Genomic DNA, 22,025 nt, shown 5'->3' on the forward strand with positions numbered 1-22,025 from the left:
TCCCGCGGCTCGTGCCTGCTTTTAAGTGAAAAACACCCGATGGCAACCGAACGATACAATCCGCGCGCGTCCGAGCCCAAATGGCAGAAGGCCTGGTCCGAAAAGAAGCTGTTCGAGGCGAGGAACGACGATCCGAAGCCGAAATACTACGTGCTGGAGATGTTCCCCTATCCGTCGGGGCGCATCCATATTGGCCACACCCGCAACTACACGATGGGCGACGTCGTGGCGCGCTACAAGCGGGCCAAGGGTTTTAACGTGCTGCATCCGATGGGCTGGGACGCCTTCGGCATGCCGGCCGAGAACGCGGCGATGCAGAACAAGGTCCATCCCAAGGACTGGACCTATGAGAACATCGCCACCATGCGCGAGCAGCTCAAGGTCATGGGCCTGTCACTCGACTGGGCGCGCGAGTTCGCCACCTGCGACGTCGACTACTACCACCGCCAGCAGATGCTGTTCCTCGACTTCGTCGAGAAGGGCCTGGTGACGCGCAAATCCTCCAAGGTCAACTGGGACCCGGAGGACATGACGGTGCTCGCCAACGAGCAGGTCATCGACGGCCGCGGCTGGCGTTCGGGCGCGCTGGTCGAGCAGCGCGAGCTGACGCAGTGGTTCTTCAAGATCACCGACTACGCGCAGGACCTGCTGGATTCGCTCGAGGGCCTCGACGAATGGCCGGAGAAGGTCAAGCTGATGCAGCACAACTGGATCGGCCGCTCGGAAGGGCTGCTGATCCGCTGGCCGCTGGCAAAACCGGTCGCCGGCGAGCATGAGCTGGAAGTCTACACGACCAGGCCGGACACGATCTTCGGCGCCTCGTTCATGGCGGTCGCCGCCGATCACCCGCTGGCCAGGAAGGCCGCCGAGAGCAATGTCGAGCTGGCGAAGTTCATCGACGAGGTCCGCCACATGGGCACCTCGGTGGCGGCGCTGGAAACGGCCGAGAAGAAGGGCTTCGACACCGGCATCCGTGTCGTCCATCCGTTCGACGAGAACTGGACGCTGCCAGTCTATGTCGCCAATTTCGTGCTGATGGAATACGGCACCGGCGCCATCTTCGGCTGTCCGTCCGGCGACCAGCGCGACCTCGACTTCGCCAACAAATACGGCCTGCCGGTGATCCCGGTGGTGATGCCGGAAGACGGCGACGCCAAGACCTTCCAGATCATCGAGGAGGCCTATGGCGACGACGGCGTGATGATCAATTCGCGCTTCCTCGACGGCATGAAGCCGCAGAAGGCCTTCGACGAGGTGGCGAAGCTGCTGGAACAGAAGACCATCGGCGACCGGCCGATGGCCGAGCGCAAGGTCAATTTCCGCCTGCGCGACTGGGGCATTTCGCGGCAGCGCTACTGGGGCTGCCCGATCCCGATGATCCATTGCGAGGATTGCGGCGTGGTGCCGGTGCCGAAGGCCGACCTGCCGGTCAAGCTGCCCGACGACATCGAGTTCGACCGGCCGGGCAACCCGCTCGACCGCCATCCGACCTGGCGGCACGTCAACTGTCCGCTATGCGGCAAGCCGGCGCGGCGCGAGACCGACACGATGGACACGTTCGTCGATTCGTCCTGGTATTTCGCGCGCTTCACCGCGCCCTGGGCCAACGATCCGACCGAGCCGAAGGCGGCCGACGAATGGCTGGCCGTCGACCAGTATATCGGCGGCATCGAGCATGCGATCCTGCACCTGCTCTATTCGCGCTTCTTCACCCGCGCCATGCGCGAGACCGGCCATCTCGATCTCGCCGAGCCGTTCAAGGGCCTGTTCACGCAGGGCATGGTGGTGCACGAGACCTACCGTGTCGGCGGGCCGTCCAACAACGGCCGCTGGCTGTCGCCGAGCGAGGTCCGGCTCGAGGACGACGGCGGCAAGCGCCGCGCCATCGACATCGCCACCGGCGAGGAGGCCGTCATCGGCCCGCTGGAGAAGATGTCGAAGTCGAAGAAGAACACGGTGAGCCCGGAAGAGATCACCGACGGCTACGGCGCCGACACCGCGCGCTGGTTCATGCTGTCGGATTCGCCGCCCGAGCGCGACGTCGAATGGACCGACGACGGCGCGGCCGGCGCGCATCGCTTCGTCCAGCGCATCTGGCGCCTGGTGTCGATCGCGGCCGAATCGCTGGCCGGCGTCAAGCCTGAGGCGGCGCTCGAGGGCGAGGCGGGAGCGGTGTCCAAGGCTGCGCACAAGATACTCAAGGCGGTCGGCGAGGATATCGAGAAGCTCGGCTTCAACCGGGCGATCGCCCGCATCTACGAACTGGCCAATGCCTTGACCCCGCCGCTCAACGATGCGGCCGAAGGAAAGGCCGATGCGGCGCTGAAAGGCGCCTGCCGCGAGGCGGTGGAGATCCTGGTGCACCTGATCGCGCCGGTCATGCCGCATCTGGCCGAGGAGTGCTGGGAGACGCTGGGCGGCACCGAAATGATCGCCGAACGGCCTTGGCCGGTCTACGATCCGGCGCTGGTCGTCGACAACGAGATCGTGCTGCCGGTCCAGGTCAACGGCAAGAAGCGCGGGGATTTGACAATTGCCCGCGACGCGGACCAAGGTGCGGTCGAAAAAGCGGTGCTGGCCCTCGACTTCGTGCAGAAGGCGCTGGACGGTAAGGCGCCCCGCAAGGTGATCATCGTGCCGCAGAGGATCGTCAATGTCGTTGCCTGATCGGGAAAAGACTGGTGTGACGCGCTTGCTCGGCCGCACCGCGCTGTACGGCCTGGTCGCCTCGCTGGCGTTGGTGTCGGCCTGCACCGTCAGGCCGCTCTATTCGAACGCGCCGCTCACTGCCGGCTCGACTGTCGGCGCCGCCGCCGAACTGGCGTCGATCTCGGTCAAGCCGGTCAAGACCCGCTATGCCCAGCAGGTGCGCAACAATCTGATCTTCGGCTTCGGCCAGGGCTCCGGCGAGCCGGCAACGCCTGCCTACGTCCTCGATCTCGGCGTCACCGAGCTGGTCGAATCGGCGGCACTGGTGCAGATCCAGACCGACGAGGACGAGCCGACCGCGGGTACGGTGACGCTGACCTCGTCCTACGTGCTGACCGACGCAAGCACCGGCGCGGTCATCGCAACCGGCAAGCGCTCGGTGCCGTCGTCCTTCGACCGGCCGCGCCAGGAATATGCGTCCTACCGGGCGCAGCTCGATGCCGAGAACCGCGCCGCGCGCGAGCTGGCGGACCTGCTCAGGCTCTCCGTCGCGCAGGACTTGATCAAGCATGGCAAGAAGGCCTGAGGCGTATTGATATTCAGGTGAGGCCGGCCTGCGAACGCCGATTTCCTGCGCTTCCGGTGCTCACGTACTTCAAGTACGCTCCGCTCCGGTTCTCGGAAACCACCGTTCTCGGCGCGGCCTGACCTGAATCTCAACACACCTTCGCGCCGCGCGCGCATCGACAAAAAAGGCCGGTCGCCCGGCCTTTTCATTTTCAGCGAGACCGCGATCAGCCGATCTTCTGCCCGGTCTTGGCCCAGTCGGCGAGGAAGGCGGCGAGGCCCTTGTCGGTCAGCGGATGGCTGACCAGCGCCTTCAGCGTCGCCGGCGGCGCGGTGATCACGTCGGCGCCGATCAGCGCCGCCTGCTTGACGTGGTTCACGGTGCGCACCGAGGCGGTCAGGATCTCGGTCTGGAAATCGTAATTGTCGTAGATCTGCCGGATCTCCTGGATCAGCTCCATGCCGTCCGAGCCGGTGTCGTCGATGCGGCCGACGAAGGGCGAGATGAAGGAGGCGCCGGCCTTGGCGGCGAGCAGCGCCTGGTTGGCCGAGAAGCAGAGCGTGACGTTGACCATGCGCTTCATCTCGGTGCGGATGGTCTTGCAGGCCTTCAGCCCGTCCAGCGTCAGCGGCACCTTGATGCAGACATTCGGGGCGATCTTGGCCAGCACCTCGGCCTCGGCCATCATCTGCTTGTACTCGGTCGCCACGACCTCGGCCGAAACCGGGCCCTCGACGATGTCGCAAATCTGCTTGGTCACTTCGGCGATCTTGCCGCCCGACTTCAGGATCAGCGAGGGATTGGTGGTGACGCCGTCGAGCAGCCCCAGGTCGTTCAGCTCGCGGATTTCCTTGATATCGGCGGTGTCGACAAAAAATTTCATCGCGGTCTCCTGAAGATTTTCATGTGCATGTCATGCAGCTTGGGGGTCGGCCTTTGCTCTAGACCAAAGTCGGGGCAAGGTCACGCCTCATGATCGAAGATTCGCCCTTTGTCGCGGCCGCGCCCGTGCTGGTGCCGATGCCGGCCGAGCGGCCCTACACCTATGCGGTGCCCGCCGGCATGCGCGTGGTGCCGGGCTCGATCGTGCGCGTGCCGCTCGGACCCCGCCAGGTCGCCGGCATTGTCTGGGACGGGGCCGTCGAGACGGTCGATGCGAAGAAATTGCGGCCGATCGAGCAGGTGTTCGATTGCCCGCCGATCGACCGCGCGATGCGCCGCTTCGTCGACTGGATCGCGCAATACACGCTGTCGGCGCCGGGCATGGTGGCGCGCATGCTGCTGCGGGCGCCGGAAGCCTTCGACCCGGAGCCGTGGATCGAAGGGCTGCAGCGCACTCTGGCAAAACCCGACCGGATGACGGAGGCGAGGGCGCGCGTGCTGGAGACGGCCGAGGGCGGGCTCGCCTGGACGCGCTCGGGGCTGGCGCATGCGGCGGGAGTGTCGTCGACCGTGATCGACGGCTTGCGGGCGCAAGGTGTGTTCGAGACGGTAATGATCCCGCCGCGGCCGGTGGTGGCGGCGCCCGACCCGGCGTATGCGCAGCCGACGCTGATGCCCGACCAGGAGGATGCGGCGGCGCTGCTGCGCGCCGGTGTCGCGGCGAAGGCCTTCGGCGTCACCTTGCTCGATGGCGTCACCGGATCCGGCAAGACGGAAGTCTATTTTGAGGCGGTGGCGGCGGCGCTCGACCAGGGCAAGCAGGTGCTGATCCTGCTGCCGGAAATCGCGCTGACTCACGCCTTCCTCGAACGCTTCCAGGACCGTTTCGGCGCCAAGCCGGCGGAATGGCATTCGGACCTGCCGCCGAGGATGCGAGAAAAGGTCTGGCGGCAAGTGGCGGAAGGCGGCGTGCGCGTCGTCGCCGGCGCGCGCTCGGCCCTGTTTCTGCCATTCCCGGAGCTCGGGCTGATCATCGTCGATGAGGAGCACGACCCCGCCTACAAGCAGGAGGACCGCGTCTTCTACAATGCGCGCGACATGGCGGTGGTGCGCGGCCACATAGGCGGCTTCCCGATCGTGCTCGCCTCGGCGACGCCGTCGGTCGAAAGCCGGGTCAATGCCAGCCAGGGCCGCTATCATCGGGCGGTGCTTTCGTCGCGCTTTGCCGAGGCAGCGCTCCCCGACCTGAAGTCGATCGACATGCGTCGGGCGCCGCCGGCGCGCGGCGGCTTCCTGTCGCCGCTGCTGCTCGACCAGATGCGGCGCACGCTGGAAAAGCAGGAACAGTCGCTGCTGTTTCTCAACCGGCGCGGCTATGCGCCGCTGACGCTCTGCCGTGTCTGCGGCCACCGATTCGGCTGCCCGGTCTGCTCGGCCTGGCTGGTCGAGCATCGCTTTCGCGGCCAGCTCGTCTGCCATCACTGCGGCCACAACGAGAAACGCCCGGAAGCCTGCCCGGAATGCGGCACGCTCGACCATCTGGTGGCTTGCGGGCCGGGCGTCGAACGCATCGCCGAGGAGGTGGTGACGCATTTTCCCGACGCCCGCACCATCGTGCTGTCGTCCGACCTGATGGGCGGCGTGCGGCGGCTCAGGTTCGAGCTGGAAGCCATCGCCAATGGCGAGGCCGACATCGTCATCGGCACGCAACTCGTCGCCAAGGGCCACAACTTCCCAAACATGACGCTGGTCGGCGTGGTCGACGCCGATCTCGGCCTGGCCAATGGCGATCCGCGCGCCGCCGAGCGCACCTTCCAGTTGCTCAGCCAGGTGACGGGCCGCGCCGGCCGCACCGGCAAGAAGAGCCTCGGTCTGCTGCAGACCTACCAGCCGGACCATCCGGTGATGCGGGCGATCGTCTCCGGCGACGCCGAGGCCTTTTACGAGCGCGAGATCGCCGAACGCGAGCGGGCGGCGCTGCCGCCCTTCGGCCGCCTGGCCGGCGTCATCGTCAGCGCCGCGACGCGCGCCGAAGCCGAGGCGCATGCGCGAGGGCTGCGCCGCGCCGCGCCGCAAGCTTCCGACCTGTTCGTGCTCGGCCCGGCCGAGGCGCCGTTGTCATTGCTCGGCGGCCGTCACCGCTTCCGCCTGCTGATCCAGGGCGAGCGGCGCGCCGACATGCAGGGCTTCATCCGCGCCATGCTGGCGGAGGGGCCGAAATTGCGCGGCTCGGTCAGGGTGCAGGTCGACATCGATCCGCAGAGCTTCTTGTGACACTGATCGTATAATCCGCAGCGGAGACATGACAAATGAAAACCCTTGGCCTGCTCGGCGGCATGAGCTGGGAATCGACCGCCATCTACTATCGCCTGCTGAACGAGATCGTGCGGGAGCGGCTCGGCGGGCTGCATTCGGCCAAACTGCTTTTGTGGTCGTTCGACTTTGCCGAGATCGCCGAGCGCCAGCATGCCGGCGACTGGCAGGGCGCGGGCGTGCTTCTCGTCGATGCCGCGCGCAAGCTGGAGGCCGGCGGTGCCGAGGGCCTGGTGGTCTGCACCAACACCATGCACAGACTGGCGGATGAGGTGCAGGCGGCGGTGTCAATCCCGCTGATCCACATCGCCGACGCCACCGCGGTCGCGGTCAAGGGTGCCGGCGTCAGGCGCCCGGCGCTGCTCGCTACCCGCTTCACCATGGAGCAGGATTTCTACAAGGGCCGGCTGGCGCAGAAATACGGCCTGCAGCCGGTGGTGCCCGACCAGGCCGGGCGCGACATGGTGCACCGCGTGATCTATGACGAGCTCTGCCAGGGCATCGTCAAAGCCGATTCGCATGCGGCCTATGTCGAAGAAGTCGGCCGCCTGCGGCGCGATGAAAATATCGACGGCGTCATCATGGGCTGCACCGAGATTACCATGCTGATCGGCCAGGCGGACTTTGACATCCCGGTGTTCGACACGACGCGCCTGCATGCCGAGGCGGCGGTCACCTTCGCGCTCTCTTGATGTGCGCTCTAAAGTGCCGGCCGCCATCTGGCGCACGGCTTTTCCTTCGCTAGAATGCCCGGAATTTTCAAACAGGCATTTACGAGGGGACAAGATGGAATTTGCGTTTCCGTGGCCGATGAGCCAGGGCGAGTGGCTGGCATGGTCGAGCGCCGTCGCGACCTTGCTCATAGGCTTGCTGCTGTTCCTGGCGCCGAACCTCGCCTTCAGGATCCTCAGGCTGCAGGCAAGACCGGAAAAGGCGGCGGCGATCGCCGAGGGGCGCGGCCGCATGTCGGGCTTCTATCTCGGCGTCAGCCTGTGCTGCATCCTGCTCGCGCAGCCGCTGCTTTACATGGCGCTCGGCTTCTCCTGGCTGTTCACCGCTTTCGGCCGTTTGCTGTCGATGATGTCGGACGGCGCCAACACCCCTTTCAATTGGGCCTCCATCGTGGTTGAACTGGTGCTGGCGGCATTGCCGCTGGCCTTTGCTTTCGGCTTTTTGCCCTGAATCATTGACTAATCCGCCGCTTGCGGTCGGACTCTATCGCCGGATGCGACAAAAGTGCCTGAAAACCATGCCGGACGACGCATTGCGGTCTTAAAAGGCCTGTGCTAGACGGCAATCGACTTTCGGCCGGGGATAGCGGAAGCCGCGCCTCCGAGCTTGGAAAAATGCAGTAAGGTCAAAGATTTAGCCAGAGTTCTCGCTCGCGCCAACAATCTGCGGCCTGTCAGACAAGAGAAAAGACGGTCCGTGGCTCAATCGTCATCGCCAATCTCAGCTGTCGCAGAACGCTATGCGGGTTCGCTGTTCGAACTCGCGCTGCAGGCAAATTCGGTCGCCAAGGTCGAGGCCGACCTCACCAGCTTCGAGGCGCTGCTTGCAGGCAGTGCTGATCTTTCCCGCCTGATCAACAGCCCGGTGTTCTCCAGCGAGGACCAGGCCAAGGCGATCGCCGCGATCGCCGACAAGGCACAGATCACCGGCCTGACCGGCAATTTCCTGCGCGTCGTCGCCAAGAACCGCCGCCTGTTCGCAGTGCCCGGCATGATCAAGGCGTTCCGCCGCATCGCCGCCGAGCATCGTGGCGAGGCTTCGGCCGAGGTCACCTCGGCGCATGCGCTGACGGCGGAGCAGCAGACCGAACTCAAGGCGGCGCTGAAGGGCGTTGCCGGCAAGGACGTGGCCATCACGGTCACCGTCGATCCGTCGCTGCTCGGCGGGCTGGTGGTCAAGATGGGCTCGCGCCAGATCGATACGTCGCTCAAAACCAAACTCAATTCGCTCAAGCTTGCACTGAAAGAGGTCGGCTGATGGACATCCGCGCCGCGGAAATTTCCGCAATTCTGAAAGACCAGATCAAGAATTTCGGCAAGGAGGCCGAGGTCTCCGAAGTCGGCCAGGTGCTGTCCGTCGGTGACGGCATCGCCCGCGTCTACGGCCTCGACAATGTCCAGGCCGGCGAGATGGTCGAGTTCCCCGGCGGCATCCGCGGCATGGCGCTCAACCTCGAAGCCGACAATGTCGGCGTCGTCATCTTCGGTAACGACCGCGACATCAAGGAAGGCGACACCGTCAAGCGGACTGGCGCCATCGTCGACGTCCCGGTCGGCCCCGGCCTGCTCGGCCGCGTCGTCGACGCGCTCGGCAATCCGATCGACGGCAAGGGCCCGATCAAGGCAGTCGAGCGCAAGCGCGTCGACGTCAAGGCGCCCGGCATCATCCCGCGCAAGTCGGTGCATGAGCCGATGTCGACGGGCCTCAAGGCCATCGACGCGCTGATCCCGGTCGGCCGCGGCCAGCGCGAGCTGGTCATCGGCGACCGCCAGACCGGCAAGACCGCCATCATCCTCGACACGATGCTGAACCAGAAGTCGGTGCACGACAACGGCCCGGAAAAGGAGAAGCTCTACTGCGTCTACGTCGCCGTCGGCCAGAAGCGCTCGACCGTCGCGCAGTTCGTCAAGGTGCTGGAAGAGCGCGGCGCGCTCGATTATTCGATTATCATCGCCGCCACCGCGTCCGACCCGGCGCCGATGCAGTTCTTGGCGCCGTTCGCCGGCTGCACCATGGGTGAATATTTCCGCGACAACGGCATGCATGCGCTGATCAGCTACGACGATCTGTCGAAGCAGGCCGTCGCCTATCGCCAGATGTCGCTCTTGCTGCGCCGCCCGCCGGGCCGTGAAGCCTATCCGGGCGACGTCTTCTACCTGCACTCGCGTCTGCTCGAGCGCGCCGCCAAGCTCAATGACGACAATGGCAACGGTTCGCTGACCGCGCTGCCGATCATCGAGACGCAGGCCAACGACGTGTCGGCCTACATCCCGACCAACGTGATCTCGATCACCGACGGCCAGATCTTCCTGGAAACCAACCTGTTCTTCCAGGGCATCCGTCCGGCGGTCAACGTCGGCCTGTCGGTGTCGCGCGTCGGCTCCTCGGCGCAGATCAAGGCGATGAAGCAGGTCGCCGGCTCGATCAAGGGCGAGCTCGCGCAGTATCGCGAAATGGCGGCCTTCGCGCAGTTCGGCTCCGACCTCGACGCCGCCACGCAGCGTCTGCTCAATCGCGGTTCGCGCCTGACCGAGCTCCTCAAGCAGCCGCAGTTCTCGCCGCTCAAGGTCGAAGAGCAGGTTGCGGTGATCTTCGCCGGCGTCAACGGCTACCTCGACAAGCTGGCGCTCAACCAGGTCGGCAAGTTCGAGCACGGTCTGCTCAGCCATATGCGCACGGCCGGCAAGGACGTGCTCGACGGCATCCGCAAGGAGAAGGCGCTGTCGGACGACCTGCGCGCCAAGCTAAAGGCGGAAATCGACGCCTTCGCCAAGACCTTCGCTTGAGAAGAAGCCGGACGCACGGGATCAGGTTTGAAGCATGCCTTCATTAAAAGACCTTCGTAACCGTATCGCCTCGGTCAAGGCGACGCAGAAGATCACCAAGGCGATGCAGATGGTCGCCGCGGCGAAGCTGCGCCGCGCGCAGGAAGCGGCGGAAGCGGCGCGTCCCTATTCCGAGCGGATGGGCGCGGTGCTGGCCAACATCACCCAGGCGATCGGCGGCGGCGGCGATGCGCCGGCGCTGATGACCGGCACCGGCAGGGACGACGTGCATCTGCTCGTCGTCTGCACGGCCGAGCGCGGCCTGTGCGGCGGCTTCAATTCGCAGATCGCCCGCCTTGCGCGTGACCACATCCGCAAGCTTCTGGCCGACGGCAAGCAGGTCAAGATCATCTGCGTCGGCAAGAAGGGCTACGACATCCTGCGCCGCGACTATGCTTCGCTGATCCTCGAGCGTGTCGACCTGCGTGAAGTGCGCACGCTTGGCTTCGCCAATGCCGATGCGATCGCGAAGAAAGTCATCCACCTCTTCAACGACGGCGGCTTCGACATCTGCACGCTGTTCTATTCGCAGTTCAAGTCGGTGATCAGCCAGATCCCGACGGCGCAGCAGATCATCCCGGCGGGCGTGGCTTCGGCAGCCGCCGAGGCGACCATTGGCGGCAACGCCGTCTACGAATACGAGCCGGAGCCGGGCGAGATCCTCTCCGACCTCATCCCGCGCAACATCTCGGTCCAGATCTTCCGCGCGCTGCTCGAAAACGCAGCCGGCGAAATGGGCGCCAAGATGAGCGCCATGGACAATGCGACGCGCAACGCCGGCGACATGATCAACAAGCTGTCGATCACCTACAACCGCCAGCGGCAGGCGCAGATCACCAAGGAATTGATCGAAATCATTTCGGGCGCCGAGGCGCTCTAGTCGCGTGCCCATGTGGAGGTCGCTGACCTCCACGCGGACCGCGAGAAACAGAAAGACGAAAAAGGGCAAAGACGATGGCGAAAGCAGCGACTCCGAAGACCGCCGCCAAGGCGGCACCGGCCAAGGCTCCGGCAGCAGCCGCGAAGGCCGCTCCGGCCAAGAAGGCGGCGGCACCGGCCAAGGCAGCACCGGCCAAGGCGGCGAGCGTCGCCGTCAAGAAGACCGGCGCCGTGGGCAAGGTCCGCCAGGTCATCGGCGCCGTCGTCGACGTGCAGTTCGGCGACCATCTGCCGGCGATCCTGAACGCGCTGGAAACGGTCAATGTCGGCAACCGCCTCGTGCTCGAAGTGGCCCAGCATCTCGGCGAGAACACCGTGCGCTGCATCGCCATGGACTCGACCGAAGGTCTGGTCCGCGGCCAGGAAGTCTATGACACCGGCGCGCCGATCTCGGTGCCGGTCGGCCCCGGCCTGCTCGGCCGCATCATCAACGTCATCGGCGAGCCGGTCGACGAGGAAGGCCCGGTCGATGGTATCGAGCAGCGCGCCATCCACCAGCCGGCTCCGGCCTATGTCGACCAGTCGACGGAAGCGCAGATCCTGGTCACCGGCATCAAGGTCCTCGACCTGCTGGCACCTTATGCCCGCGGCGGCAAGATCGGCCTGTTCGGCGGCGCCGGCGTCGGCAAGACCGTGCTGATCCAGGAGCTGATCAACAACGTCGCCAAGGCGCACGGTGGCTTCTCGGTGTTCGCCGGCGTCGGCGAGCGCACCCGCGAAGGCAACGACCTCTATCACGAGTTCATCGAATCGGGCGTCAACAAGAAGGGCGGCGGCGCCGGCTCCAAGGCCGCGCTCGTCTACGGCCAGATGAACGAGCCGCCGGGCGCCCGCGCCCGCGTCGGCCTGACCGGCCTGACGGTCGCCGAGTATTTCCGCGACCAGGGCCAGGACGTGCTGTTCTTCGTCGACAACATCTTCCGCTTCACGCAGGCGGGCTCGGAAGTGTCGGCTCTGCTCGGCCGTATTCCTTCGGCCGTGGGCTATCAGCCGACCTTGGCCACCGACATGGGCGCGCTGCAGGAACGCATCACGACGACGACCAAGGGTTCGATCACCTCGGTGCAGGCGATCTACGTGCCGGCCGACGACTTGACCGACCCGGCGCCGGCGACCTCGTTCGCCCACCTCGACGCCACGACCGTGCTCAATCGCGCGATCTCGGAAAAGGGCATCTACCCGGCCGTCGATCCGCTCGACTCCACCTCGCGCATGCTCGACCCGATGGTCGTCGGCGAGGAGCACTACCAGGTCGCGCGCCAGGTGCAGTCGATCCTGCAGCGCTACAAGTCGCTGCAGGACATCATCGCCATCCTGGGCATGGACGAGCTGTCGGAAGAGGACAAGCAGACCGTTGCCCGCGCCCGCAAGATCGAGCGCTTCCTATCGCAGCCGTTCTTCGTCGCCGAAGTGTTCACGGGCTCGCCGGGCAAGCTGGTCGACCTCGCCGACACCATCAAGGGCTTCAAGGGCCTTTGCGCCGGCGACTACGACCACCTGCCGGAAGCCGCCTTCTACATGGTCGGCGGCATCGAGGAAGCGGTCGAGAAGGCGCAGCGCCTGGCGGCTGAAGCGGCATAATCAAGGCAATAGGGAGTAGTTAGTAGTCAGTAGTGAATAGCAGCTGGGTGATCGGATCGTTGTCCTCTCCCTACTCCCTACTCACTATTCCCTACTCACTAAATTGACATGGCTGAAGCTTTCAAGTTCGAACTGGTCTCGCCGGAGCGCCTGCTGGTTTCCGAGCAGGTCGAGTCCGTCGTCATTCCGGGCGCCGAAGGCGAGATGACCGTGATGGCGCTGCACGCGCCGGTCATGACCACGATCAAGCCTGGGGTCGTCACGGTGAAGACCGCAGGCGGCAAGGAAGAGCGCTACGTGGTGTTCGGCGGCTTCGCCGACATCGTGCCTTCCGGCTGCACGCTGCTTGCCGAATCGGCGGTCGCCGTCGGCGACATTGATCGCGCCGATGTGGCACGCCGCATCCAGGAAGCGAAGGAAGACGTCGCCGACGCCAAGGACGACCAGGCGCGCAGCAAGGCGGAGCAGTTCCTTAGCCAGCTCACCACGCTGGAAGGCGCCATCCTGCCGGCCTGAGACCAGGCTTCCACCTGAGATTGAAAAAGGCGGGCTTGCCCGCCTTTTTTTGTTTGCCCCTGTTTCTCGCTTGATAGAAAGTCCGGCTGCCTTGGCATGGGGGGTGGCCGATGACGCAGCAACCAGATCAGCGGGAAACCGCGCCGCGATCCGTGTGGTCGACGGCGCTGGTGTCGGCCTTCGGCGGACCCTTCGGCGGGTTCCTCTGGATCGGCGCCGGCAGGCTGGCGGTCATAAGCCTGGTGGCCATCAGCGCCGTAGTTTTCGCACTCACCTACATCGGATTTCCGGTGGTTCCGGGTGTCGACCTTACCTGGTTGACCAACCTTTCAAGTATCGCTCCGAAGATCCTGTGGGCAGCGTTCGTCTTGCCCTTCGCGCGCCGGTTCAAGCCGGACAAATGGTATGCGCACCGGCTTTGGGTGTTGGTGCTGGTCTTCTTGTCGTATCCGGCCGCACTCGCAATACGCACGTTCCTGTTCCAGCCGTTTTCGATTCCCTCCACCAGCATGGTGCCGACGTTGCAGCAAGGCGACTATCTCCTCGTCTCCAAGATGGCATACGGCTACAGTCGCTACAGCGGTCCCTTCGGGTTGCTGCCGATTGAAGGGCGGATATCCGGCGCGGAACCCAAGAGGGGGGACGTGGTGGTCTTCAAATTTCCACCCGACCCGAGCGTGGACTACATAAAGCGGATCGTCGGTCTGCCCAGAGAAAAGATCCAGATCGTCAACGGCGTGCTGCACATCAACGATGTGGCGGTCGGGCTAGAGGATGCCGGCACCTTCTCCTATGAGGGCAATCCGGCCAAGCTTCAGCGCGAGACCCTGCCGGGGGGTGTCACCCACTACGTTCTCGACCTGACCGAAAATTCGATCGGCGACAACACGCGCGTGTTCGAGGTGCCCGAAGGCCACTATTTCGTGCTGGGCGACAATCGCGACAATGCCTCCGACAGCCGATTCACGGTCGGCTTCGTTCCCTACGAAAATCTCGTCGGCAAGGCCGAGCGGCTGTTCTGGAATTCCAAAGGCAACGACTATTCATCGCGCCAAATGGTGAACGGGTCCGCAGGCGGATAGGCGCAAGCGCGTCTGGAGCAATTCCGGCTTAGTCAGCCGCGATGCTCGGTCGTTCGCCGTCTATGCCAAGCGCGGCGAAGGCCAGGGTCGGGCCGTCCCGTCGCAGGTGGACGAGATGGATAGCCACGAGTTCAATCAGTGTCTGGCGCTCGGCGTGGTCCTTGGCGAAGCCAGCGAGATCGAACACCGCCGTCACGGTTTCGTTCGCCGGCAGCTGCTGGCTCAAAAGTGCCGTGAGCGGCGCGTCGAGCGGATCCGTGAAATGGCCTTCCGGCAAGGCCTTGCCGCGCGCCGCGCAGGCGGCGATCCAGGCGGCCACCACCAGTGTGAGATGAACCAGCTCGGTGCCGGCTTCCAGGCACTCCAAGGCTGACGCAACGATGCGCTGCGGCAGTTTCTGGCTGCCGTCATTGGCGATCTGCGCGGTACGATGGGCAAGTGCCGTGTTGGAAAAGCGCTGGGTGAGTTCCGCCGTGTAGGCGCTCGTGTCGAGCCCGGCATCCTCGGGCAGTGTCGAAATAGCCTCGGCCCACAATGCGTCAACGAACTGCCGGATCGCCGGATCGGCGAAAGCACGGTCGACCGTCGCGTGGCCGCTGAGCAGGCCGAGATAGGCGATGCCCGAATGCGCGCCGTTGAGAAGCCTCAGCTTCATGTCCTCGAAGGGCCCGACATCGGCGACCATGGTGACGCCGAACTTTTCCCAGTCCGGCCGGCCCGCTGGGAAATCATCCTCCACAACCCATTGGCAGAACGGCTCGGTCATCACCGGCCAGGCGTCCTCGACGCCGAGTTCCTCCCCGATCCGCGCCCGGTCGGCATCGGTGGTCGCCGGCACGATGCGGTCGACCATGCTCGACGGGAAGGCCACTTCGTTCGCGACATGGTTGGCAAGGCCGGCTTCGCGCAGCATCGCGAACTCGATCAGCAGCCGGTGCAGCGTAGCGCCGTTGGCCGGCAGGTTGTCGCAGCAAAGCACGGTGAAGGGTTGCGTGCCGGCGGCGCGGCGGCGTGCCAGCGCCTCGGTCAAGAAGCCGTGCGCCGTGCGCGGCGATCCCGGATTGGCCAGGTCGTGGACGATGTCAGGATGGGCCTGGTCCAGGCTGCCGCCCGCCGCCCTCAGATAGGCCTTCTCGGTGATGGTCAGCGTGACGATGCGGGTGCGCGGGTCGGTCAGCGCGGCCAGCACCGCGCCTGGGTCCTCGGGCGCCACCAGCATCGACTGGATCGAGCCGATGACGCGCAGTCTCTCGCCGCCGCTGTCCCTGATCGCCAGCGTGTAGAGCCCGTCCTGCGGCGCCAACGCATCGCGCGTGTCGGCGCTTCGCAGCGAGACGCCGACAATTCCCCAGCCCGCCTCGCCCGCCGCCAGGCAGTCGTCGACATAGGCGGCCTGATGGGCGCGGTGGAAGGCGCCGACGCCGAGATGGACAATGCCCGGCGCGACGTCGTCCCGATCATAGGCGGGAACCGCAACCTGCTTTGGTAAGGACCGCAGCGTCCCGCCGGAGAGACGGGCGCGGGTCATGGCACCAAGAACGCTGAGAGGTTTCGGCGGAGCGGCATTTTGATGTCCCGTGCGATGGATCCGATGCGGGGTATCATCTGTTCCCGGCTGCCGCAAGCATGCTCAGGAACGCCGATCGCGTTGACATCACTCCTGTCCGACCGTACCGATACTGCCTCCTGGAGGAGCGCTATGTCCATGATCGCGCTGACCGATCCGGATCTGCTGTTCCCATCGGAAGCGAATGTGCACTCGCTCGCCCGCGCGCTCTACGCGGGTGTGAAAAGCTGCCGATCGTCAGCTCGCACGGCCATACCGATCCGCGCTGGCATGTGTCGATTGCGCCTTCGTGGCGCGGCTCGTCGCCGAGCACAGGTTGCGCGAGAACGAAGCGCATGAACTGGCAGGCGACCTTGCCTATACGCTGGCCAAGAAGGCCTATCGGCTCTGGCACGGAGCCACGGCGCCATCGATGACAGACAGGTGTTGGACATCATGAGCAGGGCAGAGCCCGATCTCTCCGCCTTCAGCCTTGCCGGCAAACGTATCCTGGTCACCGGCGCAAACACCGGCATCGGCCAGGGCATCGCCATTTCGGTCGCGCGTGCCGGCGGCTCCGTGATCGGCGTCGGCCGCTCGGCGATGGACGAAACCGGCGAACGCATAGCGGCGGCCGGCGGGCGCTTCGCGGCGGTGCGTTTCGATCTCTCGGATACGGCGTCGGCCGGCGCCATGCTCGACCGGGTCTGGGACGAAAGCGGACCGCTCGACGGCCTGGTCAACAATGCCGGCATTATAAGGCGCGCCGACGCGGTCGAGCTGACCGAGGCCGACTGGGACGACGTCATGGACGTCAATCTGAAGGCAGTCTTCCTGCTCAGCCAAAGCTTCGCCCGTCGCGTGCTCGCCGAGCCCGGTCGGCGCGGCAAGATCGTCAACATCGCTTCCGTTCTGAGCTTCCAGGGCGGGATCCGCGTCGCCTCGTACACGGCCTCGAAGCACGGCGTGCTCGGCGTTACCCGGCTGCTCGCCTGCGAATGGGCGCAAAAGGGCATCAACGTCAACGCCATCGCTCCAGGCTATATCGAGACCAGCAACACCGAGGCGCTACGCGCCGATCCCGATCGCAGCGCCTCGATCCTGGCGCGCATTCCGGCCGGGCGCTGGGGCCGGCCGGAAGACATTGGCGACGCGGCCGTGTTCCTGCTGGCGCCGGCGTCCGACTACATGCATGGCGCCGCGGTCGCGGTGGATGGCGGCTGGCTGGCGCGCTGAGGGACTTTTCCTGGAATTGCGCTAACGAGCCGGCAAGGCGTGGTCGCGACGGCTTGCGTCGAGCAGGCGATGCGTGGCCTCAAGAATAGCCTCGACCGGCGTGTCGGAGATTTTCGCCGAGCTGCCGCGCCCCGGCGCCGTCACCACCTCGACAGTGTTCGACAGCGGCCGCCACCGCTCCATGTTGGCGCCGTTGTTGATGACCACTGCCGGGGTCATGACGGTGGCGAACAGGTGTCCAAGACCGCCTTCCATGCCGACATAGGCGGCGGCCAGCTCGCCGAGCGCAAGCAGCAGATCGCCAAACGCCTCAGCATCCAGTCCAAGGTCCGGGCCGATCACCTGGAGACGGGCTTCCCGGGCGCCAAGTGCCTGCTGGGTCGGCCCGCTGCCCGGGGTCACCAGGTACAGCACCCGGTAGCCGGCATCGATGAGGTTGCCCGCGATGGCGGCGACCTGGGCATCGCTCATGAATTTGTTGCGCTTGCCGTTGCCGCCAAGAAGGATGAGCCGACGCTCGTCCGTGCCCAGCAACTGACGCGCCAGGGCGCGGGCGGGCTGTGTCACATCCAGCCTGTGGTCGAATGGCAGATGCCGGCCGGCCAGGCGCTCGATCAGCCGATGGTAGCGCCAGGCATTGTGTTCGGGACGCAGCGTCCATCTGGCGCCCCGGCGCCAGGACAGCAGATGGCCGGCGAAATTGGGCTCGTAGCGAACGCCGCTGCCGATGAGCTGCAATCCGGTCACAAGCAGGCCGGGCACGCCGGTGCGGAAATCGACGACCGTCGTTTGCGCGCCTCGCGGCTTGAGTTCGGCGAGAATGGCGGAAAGCGGCGTCGCCGTCCTGAAATCGTCGATGAGAGAAGTGACATGCTTCCTCAAGACCCCCGTGAGCGAGGAGTTGCCCAGGGTGCCATAGATGATGCGGCTTTGCGGGAAGGCCGTTCTTGCCGCGCGTAGCGCCGGTATCCTCAGCAGCCCGTCGCCGAGGGCGTCGTTGCGGGCGTAGAAAATCAGCAGCGGTGCGGTCGAATCCATGCCAGTGCGGAATCCCTGACTCGATCCCAGGGCGGAAATGGATGGCCTCGATCGAGGCGCTCTGGTCCAGCCGCTGATACTGAAGCCGTCCTGGGGAGTCAAAGGCGATCTGCCGCGCATCCAGGAAACAGAAAACCCGCGCCTCCAGGGAGGCGCGGGTGTGTTGCCTGGGCGCTTGTCGCGCCACGGTACTCAAAACATGACCGCAGGCCAGGGACGGTGCCGCAACAAGGTGAAGATAGGTTTAACGCGGGCCCGATTGAGGTTCAGGGCGGGCTCCTTGCCTGTGGATATGCCGGGCCATTTGCGGGCGCCCGAAAATGCACGTATCTGACGATGTCCGCAGGCGGGGAGACACAGTTTGAACGAAGGCCGTCAGGAGGCGCGTCTGCCGGGAAGCCGTGTTGTTCTGGCTGCGCGGCGGCATGGCCCCATCATCACGGCGGGCATGCTGCCGGGCGACGATGGCGCCAACATCAACGGGCCGTCGCTGATCAGGATTCCCGACTGGTTGCCGGGCCGGCTCGGCGCCTACTATCTCTACTTCGCCCACCACACCGGCACGTACATCCGGCTCGCCTATGCGGACTCGCCGCAGGGTCCATGGCGGGTCCATCCCGGCGGGGCGCTGTCGCTCGACCAATGTCCGTTCCTGAAGGAGCACATCGCCTCTCCCGACGTCCATGTCGACGATCAGGGCCGCCGCCTGATCATGTATTTTCACGGGCCGACCGAGGCCGGCGGCTGCGGCCAGACGAGTTTTGCAGCGACGTCGCCCGACGGCTTCCACTTCGAGCCCCGTCCGGAACCGCTCGGACCGTCCTATACGCGGATCTTCCGCCATGACGGCTGGTGGTATGGGCTTTTCGGCACCGGCGCCGTCAGGCTGTCGCGTTCCAGCGACGGGCTTTCGGGCTTCGAGCCTGGCCCGGTGCTGTTGCCAGCCCTGCGCCGCCGGCTCGCCCCCAGGCATGTCGCCGTGCAGAAATGCGGCGAACAGCTCAGGGTCTACTATACGCGCCGGGGCGACGCGCCGGAGCGCATCCTCTACGGGACCATCGATCTTGCGCGGGACTGGCGACGCTGGGCGGTGCGGGGCAAGGCCGAGCTGCTGCGGCCGTCATGCGGGTTCGAAGGCAACGAACAGCCTGTCCGGCGCAGCCGGATGGGGGTGGCAAGAGGGCGGGAAAACGCCTTGCGCGATCCGGCCATTTTCGAAGAGGACGGCCGGACATGGCTGCTCTATGCCGTCGCCGGCGAGAGCGGCATCGCGCTGGCCGAAATCCATCCGGTACCGGAAAAGATCACGGAACGGCTTGTTGGAACCTTTCGTCGGATCATCGCGCCGCTGTCGGAACGGCTTCGGCGTCGCGGGATGCGGATCAAGGCGCCCAGGCGGATATTCATTGCCGGCTGCGCACGCAGCGGGACCACGCTCGCGCGCCGGCTGATGGGCTGCTTCGAGGATACCTACGTCCATGAATTCGAAGCGCCCTTCCCGAAGCTGCTCGAACTGAAGCGGCCGCATGCCAATGTCGTCGTCAAGCGCACCGCCGAGAGCCATGAGCAGCTATGGCAACTGCCCGCCGGCATCGGCCTGATCTATTGCGTGCGCCATCCTTTCGACGTGCTGACCAGCGCGCATCCGGAAACGGTGCATCTGCGTCCCTTCCATGTCACGACCGAACGCTGGGAGGCGGAGTATGCCGGGTTGATCCGGTTGCGCGAAACTCAGCCGGCGCGAAAGATCCTCTATCTGCGCTATGAGGACCTGATTGCCGAGCCGGATACCGCGCAGGCGAGGATCGCCGGTTCGTTCGGCCTCGCGCCGGCGATTCGTTTCAGCGCCGATGCGGGCAATCCGATCCGCGCAACCTCGTTGAGGAAATGGGAACGCAATGAGACGCTCAGGACCTATCTCCAGGGTCTGCCGCCGGCCTTTCTCGCCCGCGTCGGGATGTTCTGCCGCGAGTTCGGTTACGAGCTGCCGGCAGATGTGAACGCCGGAAATGACGATAGCGGTGAGTGAGTTGACCGTGCCGCCGGTCACCGCAGTTCGCGCCCCGATCGGGGCTCGTTGCTGCGCGGATCTCTGTCCATCGATGCGATGAAGTCGAGCGACCGCTTCACGGCGCTGCGTATCGCCGACAAAGGGACGGGTCGGCGCGACGGATGGGATCGGCGCGGCGCTGTGGGTGGCGCTCGGGCGATCTTGCCTTTAAGACCATGGCCTCGACCAAATCGGGGACCATTGGGTGATGCACAGTTCGGCGGCGAGCGTCCCGGCGGAAGGACGGGATGCCAAGCATCGCGTCCTGAAGGACGTGTTCGGCTACGATGATTTTCGCCCCGGCCAGGCCGCCGTGATGGAAGCGCTGCTCAATGGGCGCCATGTGCTGGCGGTGATGCCGACCGGCGCCGGCAAGTCGCTTTGCTACCAGGTCCCGGCGCTGGTGATGGGCGGGCTCACCATCGTCGTGTCGCCGCTGGTGGCGCTGATGCAGGACCAGGTCGCGGCATTGCGCCTTGCGGGTGTGGCCGCCGACACGATCAATTCCTCGCTCGACCGCGAGGCCAACGTCGCAGCATGGCGCCGCGTCGCGTCGGGCCAGACGCGCCTCCTTTACCTGGCGCCGGAGCGGCTGATGACCGAGCGCATGCTCGATGCGCTCGCCAGGCTCGACGTCCGCCTGATCGCCGTCGACGAGGCGCATTGCATCTCGCAATGGGGGCCGGCGTTCCGGCGCGAATACGAAGACCTGTCGCGGCTCGGCGGCCTGTTCCCGGATGTACCGCTCATCGCGCTGACGGCGACGGCGGACGAGGGGACACGCGCCGACATAGAAGCCCGGCTGTTCGCCGGGCGCGTCGAAACGCTGGTGCTGGGGTTCGACCGGCCGAACATCAAGCTTGCCATCGAGGCCAAGCAGGACAGCAAGCGCCAGTTGCTGCGCTTCGTCGAGCGCCATCCAGGGCGCAGCGGCATCGTCTACTGCCTGTCGCGCAGGAAGACGGAGGAGGTGGCGGCCTTTCTCGAGAAGAACGGCGTCACCGCGCTCGCCTATCACGCCGGCATGAGCAAGGAGGCGCGCGAGGCCAACCAGAACGCCTTCATGACGCTGTCCGGCGTCGTCATGGTGGCCACCATCGCCTTCGGCATGGGCATCGACAAGCCCGACGTCGCCTATGTCGTCCACACCGACCTGCCGGGCAGCCTGGAAGCCTATTACCAGGAGATCGGCCGCGCCGGCCGTGACGGCCGGCCGGCGGAGGCGCATATGCTGTTCGGCCTCGGCGATATTCGCACACGCCGCATGTTCATCGACGATGAGGACGCTACACCGGAGCACAAGCGGCGCTCGCATGGCCGGCTCGACACGCTGATCGGCTATTGCGAGACGGCGCAGTGCCGCCGCCAAGTGCTGCTCGGCTATTTCGGCGAACAGGCCGAGCCGTGCGGCAATTGCGACAACTGCCTCGACCAGGTGCCGCGCGCGGACGGCAGCGCCGAGGCGCGCCTCATCCTCGCGGCCGTCGCCCAGAGCGGCGAGCGTTTCGGCGCCGCCCATGTCATTGACATCCTGCTCGGCCACGAAACCGAGAAAGTGCTGGCCAGGAGCCATCAAAGGCTGGCCAGCTTCGGCACGGGCGGGGCGCACAAGCGGCCGGCCTGGCTGTCGCTGATCCGCCAGCTCGTCGCCGGCGGGTTCCTGATGCCCGATCCGGCCGGCCATGGCGGCCTGGCCATTTCCGAAAGTGGCCATGCGCTCGGCCGTGGCGAGGTTTCGTTCGAATATCGCGTCGAGACGCGGCACCGCTCCATGCGTGGCAAGACGCGTTCCGCCGAGAATGGCGCCGTGAACACGGAAGGGGTGGATGCCGCGCTGCTGGCCACGCTGAAGACGCTGAGGCTGCGCCTGGCCCGGGAACGCCAGGTGCCGGCCTATGTCGTCTTCTCCGACCGCACGCTGATCGACATGGCCGAGCGCCGGCCACGCGACCTCGACGCCTTCGCCGAAGTGAACGGTGTCGGCGAAGCCAAGCTCAGGGAGTTCGGCGAGATTTTTCTCGGCGCCATCGCTGCGCATGGATCCGGGGCCTGACGGCGCCGATAATTT

Annotated in this window: 16 protein-coding genes and 1 pseudogene; 14 read left to right on the forward strand and 3 right to left on the reverse strand. The window is 65.7% G+C overall.

The features are described from left to right. Window positions 1-39 precede the first annotated feature (39 nt). Together leuS and lptE are read left to right on the forward strand one after the other, a co-directional pair. On the forward strand, window positions 40-2,667 hold the full coding sequence (gene leuS, locus JG743_RS05540; RefSeq protein WP_202298830.1) for a leucine--tRNA ligase: 2,628 nt from the start codon (window positions 40-42) through the stop codon (window positions 2,665-2,667). Beyond that, a complete protein-coding gene (gene lptE, locus JG743_RS05545) occupies window positions 2,654-3,235 on the forward strand; it encodes an LPS assembly lipoprotein LptE (protein ID WP_202298831.1) in 582 nt (193 codons plus the stop codon). The genes leuS and lptE overlap by 14 nt, the downstream gene beginning before the upstream one ends. Window positions 3,236-3,443: 208 nt before the next feature. Here the strand turns inward: lptE and fsa are convergent, their stop codons facing one another. After that, on the reverse strand, window positions 3,444-4,100 hold the full coding sequence (fsa, locus tag JG743_RS05550) for a fructose-6-phosphate aldolase (RefSeq protein ID WP_202298832.1): 657 nt from the start codon (window positions 4,098-4,100) through the stop codon (window positions 3,444-3,446). An 89-nt stretch (window positions 4,101-4,189) separates the two neighbouring features. Between fsa and JG743_RS05555 the strand changes: the two genes are divergently transcribed. The 9 genes and pseudogenes from JG743_RS05555 to lepB all read left to right on the forward strand — a co-directional run. Next, a complete protein-coding gene (locus JG743_RS05555; RefSeq protein ID WP_202298833.1) occupies window positions 4,190-6,373 on the forward strand; it encodes a primosomal protein N' in 2,184 nt (727 codons plus the stop codon). A 35-nt stretch (window positions 6,374-6,408) separates the two neighbouring features. Further along, window positions 6,409-7,104 (forward strand): aspartate/glutamate racemase family protein, encoded by a 696-nt coding sequence (locus JG743_RS05560; protein ID WP_202298834.1) that lies wholly within the window; start codon window positions 6,409-6,411, stop codon window positions 7,102-7,104. Window positions 7,105-7,198: 94 nt separating this feature from the next. Further along, window positions 7,199-7,594 carry an AGROH133_08824 family phage infection protein gene (locus JG743_RS05565; RefSeq protein ID WP_126057603.1) on the forward strand — a complete coding sequence of 132 codons (396 nt, stop codon included), beginning with the start codon at window positions 7,199-7,201 and terminating at the stop codon, window positions 7,592-7,594. Between the two features lie 246 nt (window positions 7,595-7,840). Further along, complete coding sequence (locus tag JG743_RS05570) at window positions 7,841-8,401, forward strand: F0F1 ATP synthase subunit delta (protein ID WP_202298835.1); 561 nt, start codon at window positions 7,841-7,843, stop codon at window positions 8,399-8,401. After that, complete coding sequence (gene atpA / locus JG743_RS05575; protein WP_202298836.1) at window positions 8,401-9,930, forward strand: F0F1 ATP synthase subunit alpha; 1,530 nt, start codon at window positions 8,401-8,403, stop codon at window positions 9,928-9,930. Before JG743_RS05570 ends, atpA begins: the two co-directional genes overlap by 1 nt. Window positions 9,931-9,964: 34 nt before the next feature. Further along, on the forward strand, window positions 9,965-10,849 hold the full coding sequence (locus JG743_RS05580; RefSeq protein WP_202298837.1) for a F0F1 ATP synthase subunit gamma: 885 nt from the start codon (window positions 9,965-9,967) through the stop codon (window positions 10,847-10,849). 74 nt (window positions 10,850-10,923) lie between these two features. Continuing rightward, entirely contained in the window at window positions 10,924-12,489 is a 1,566-nt protein-coding gene (gene atpD / locus JG743_RS05585; protein ID WP_202298838.1) for a F0F1 ATP synthase subunit beta, read from the forward strand. 108 nt (window positions 12,490-12,597) lie between these two features. Beyond that, window positions 12,598-13,005 carry a F0F1 ATP synthase subunit epsilon gene (locus JG743_RS05590; RefSeq protein ID WP_202298839.1) on the forward strand — a complete coding sequence of 136 codons (408 nt, stop codon included), beginning with the start codon at window positions 12,598-12,600 and terminating at the stop codon, window positions 13,003-13,005. 455 nt (window positions 13,006-13,460) lie between these two features. Continuing rightward, window positions 13,461-14,030 (forward strand): annotated as a pseudogene (lepB, locus tag JG743_RS34110) (signal peptidase I); the annotation flags it as partial. Between the two features lie 85 nt (window positions 14,031-14,115). Here the strand turns inward: lepB and JG743_RS05600 are convergent. Beyond that, complete coding sequence (locus JG743_RS05600; RefSeq protein WP_202298841.1) at window positions 14,116-15,615, reverse strand: mannitol dehydrogenase family protein; 1,500 nt, start codon at window positions 15,613-15,615, stop codon at window positions 14,116-14,118. A gap of 474 nt (window positions 15,616-16,089) precedes the next feature. Here JG743_RS05600 and kduD point away from each other — a divergent pair, with 474 nt between their 5' ends. Continuing rightward, a complete protein-coding gene (gene kduD, locus JG743_RS05605) occupies window positions 16,090-16,869 on the forward strand; it encodes a 2-dehydro-3-deoxy-D-gluconate 5-dehydrogenase KduD (RefSeq protein WP_202298842.1) in 780 nt (259 codons plus the stop codon). A 21-nt stretch (window positions 16,870-16,890) separates the two neighbouring features. Here kduD and JG743_RS05610 read toward each other — a convergent pair whose 3' ends face one another. Further along, complete coding sequence (locus JG743_RS05610; protein ID WP_202298843.1) at window positions 16,891-17,907, reverse strand: glycosyltransferase family 9 protein; 1,017 nt, start codon at window positions 17,905-17,907, stop codon at window positions 16,891-16,893. Window positions 17,908-18,268: 361 nt separating this feature from the next. On the opposite strand from JG743_RS05610, the gene JG743_RS34115 reads away from it, so the two are divergent. Further along, window positions 18,269-19,936: a hypothetical protein gene (locus tag JG743_RS34115; protein ID WP_244673068.1), complete on the forward strand. Its 1,668-nt coding sequence runs from the start codon at window positions 18,269-18,271 to the stop codon at window positions 19,934-19,936. A gap of 229 nt (window positions 19,937-20,165) precedes the next feature. Continuing rightward, window positions 20,166-22,010, forward strand: a complete 1,845-nt coding sequence (recQ, locus tag JG743_RS05620; RefSeq protein ID WP_202302448.1) for a DNA helicase RecQ — start codon at window positions 20,166-20,168, stop codon at window positions 22,008-22,010. Window positions 22,011-22,025: the final 15 nt, after the last annotated feature.

Source organism: Mesorhizobium sp. 131-2-1 (assembly GCF_016756535.1).
Lineage (GTDB): Bacteria > Pseudomonadota > Alphaproteobacteria > Rhizobiales > Rhizobiaceae > Mesorhizobium.

What these genes read in the sequence shown, in the direction of transcription:
- kduD (WP_202298842.1), top strand. Translation starts at nt 16,090, where the DNA reads ATGAGCAGGGCAGAGCCCGATCTCTCCGCCTTCAGCCTTGCCGGCAAA.
- JG743_RS05560 (WP_202298834.1), top strand. Translation starts at nt 6,409, where the DNA reads ATGAAAACCCTTGGCCTGCTCGGCGGCATGAGCTGGGAATCGACCGCC.
- JG743_RS05555 (WP_202298833.1), top strand. Translation starts at nt 4,190, where the DNA reads ATGATCGAAGATTCGCCCTTTGTCGCGGCCGCGCCCGTGCTGGTGCCG.
- atpD (WP_202298838.1), top strand. Translation starts at nt 10,924, where the DNA reads ATGGCGAAAGCAGCGACTCCGAAGACCGCCGCCAAGGCGGCACCGGCC.
- lptE (WP_202298831.1), top strand. Translation starts at nt 2,654, where the DNA reads ATGTCGTTGCCTGATCGGGAAAAGACTGGTGTGACGCGCTTGCTCGGC.
- fsa (WP_202298832.1), bottom strand. Translation starts at nt 4,100, where the DNA reads ATGAAATTTTTTGTCGACACCGCCGATATCAAGGAAATCCGCGAGCTG.
- leuS (WP_202298830.1), top strand. Translation starts at nt 40, where the DNA reads ATGGCAACCGAACGATACAATCCGCGCGCGTCCGAGCCCAAATGGCAG.
- JG743_RS05600 (WP_202298841.1), bottom strand. Translation starts at nt 15,615, where the DNA reads ATGACCCGCGCCCGTCTCTCCGGCGGGACGCTGCGGTCCTTACCAAAG.
- JG743_RS05610 (WP_202298843.1), bottom strand. Translation starts at nt 17,907, where the DNA reads ATGGATTCGACCGCACCGCTGCTGATTTTCTACGCCCGCAACGACGCC.
- JG743_RS05580 (WP_202298837.1), top strand. Translation starts at nt 9,965, where the DNA reads ATGCCTTCATTAAAAGACCTTCGTAACCGTATCGCCTCGGTCAAGGCG.
- recQ (WP_202302448.1), top strand. Translation starts at nt 20,166, where the DNA reads ATGCACAGTTCGGCGGCGAGCGTCCCGGCGGAAGGACGGGATGCCAAG.
- JG743_RS05590 (WP_202298839.1), top strand. Translation starts at nt 12,598, where the DNA reads ATGGCTGAAGCTTTCAAGTTCGAACTGGTCTCGCCGGAGCGCCTGCTG.
- JG743_RS05565 (WP_126057603.1), top strand. Translation starts at nt 7,199, where the DNA reads ATGGAATTTGCGTTTCCGTGGCCGATGAGCCAGGGCGAGTGGCTGGCA.
- atpA (WP_202298836.1), top strand. Translation starts at nt 8,401, where the DNA reads ATGGACATCCGCGCCGCGGAAATTTCCGCAATTCTGAAAGACCAGATC.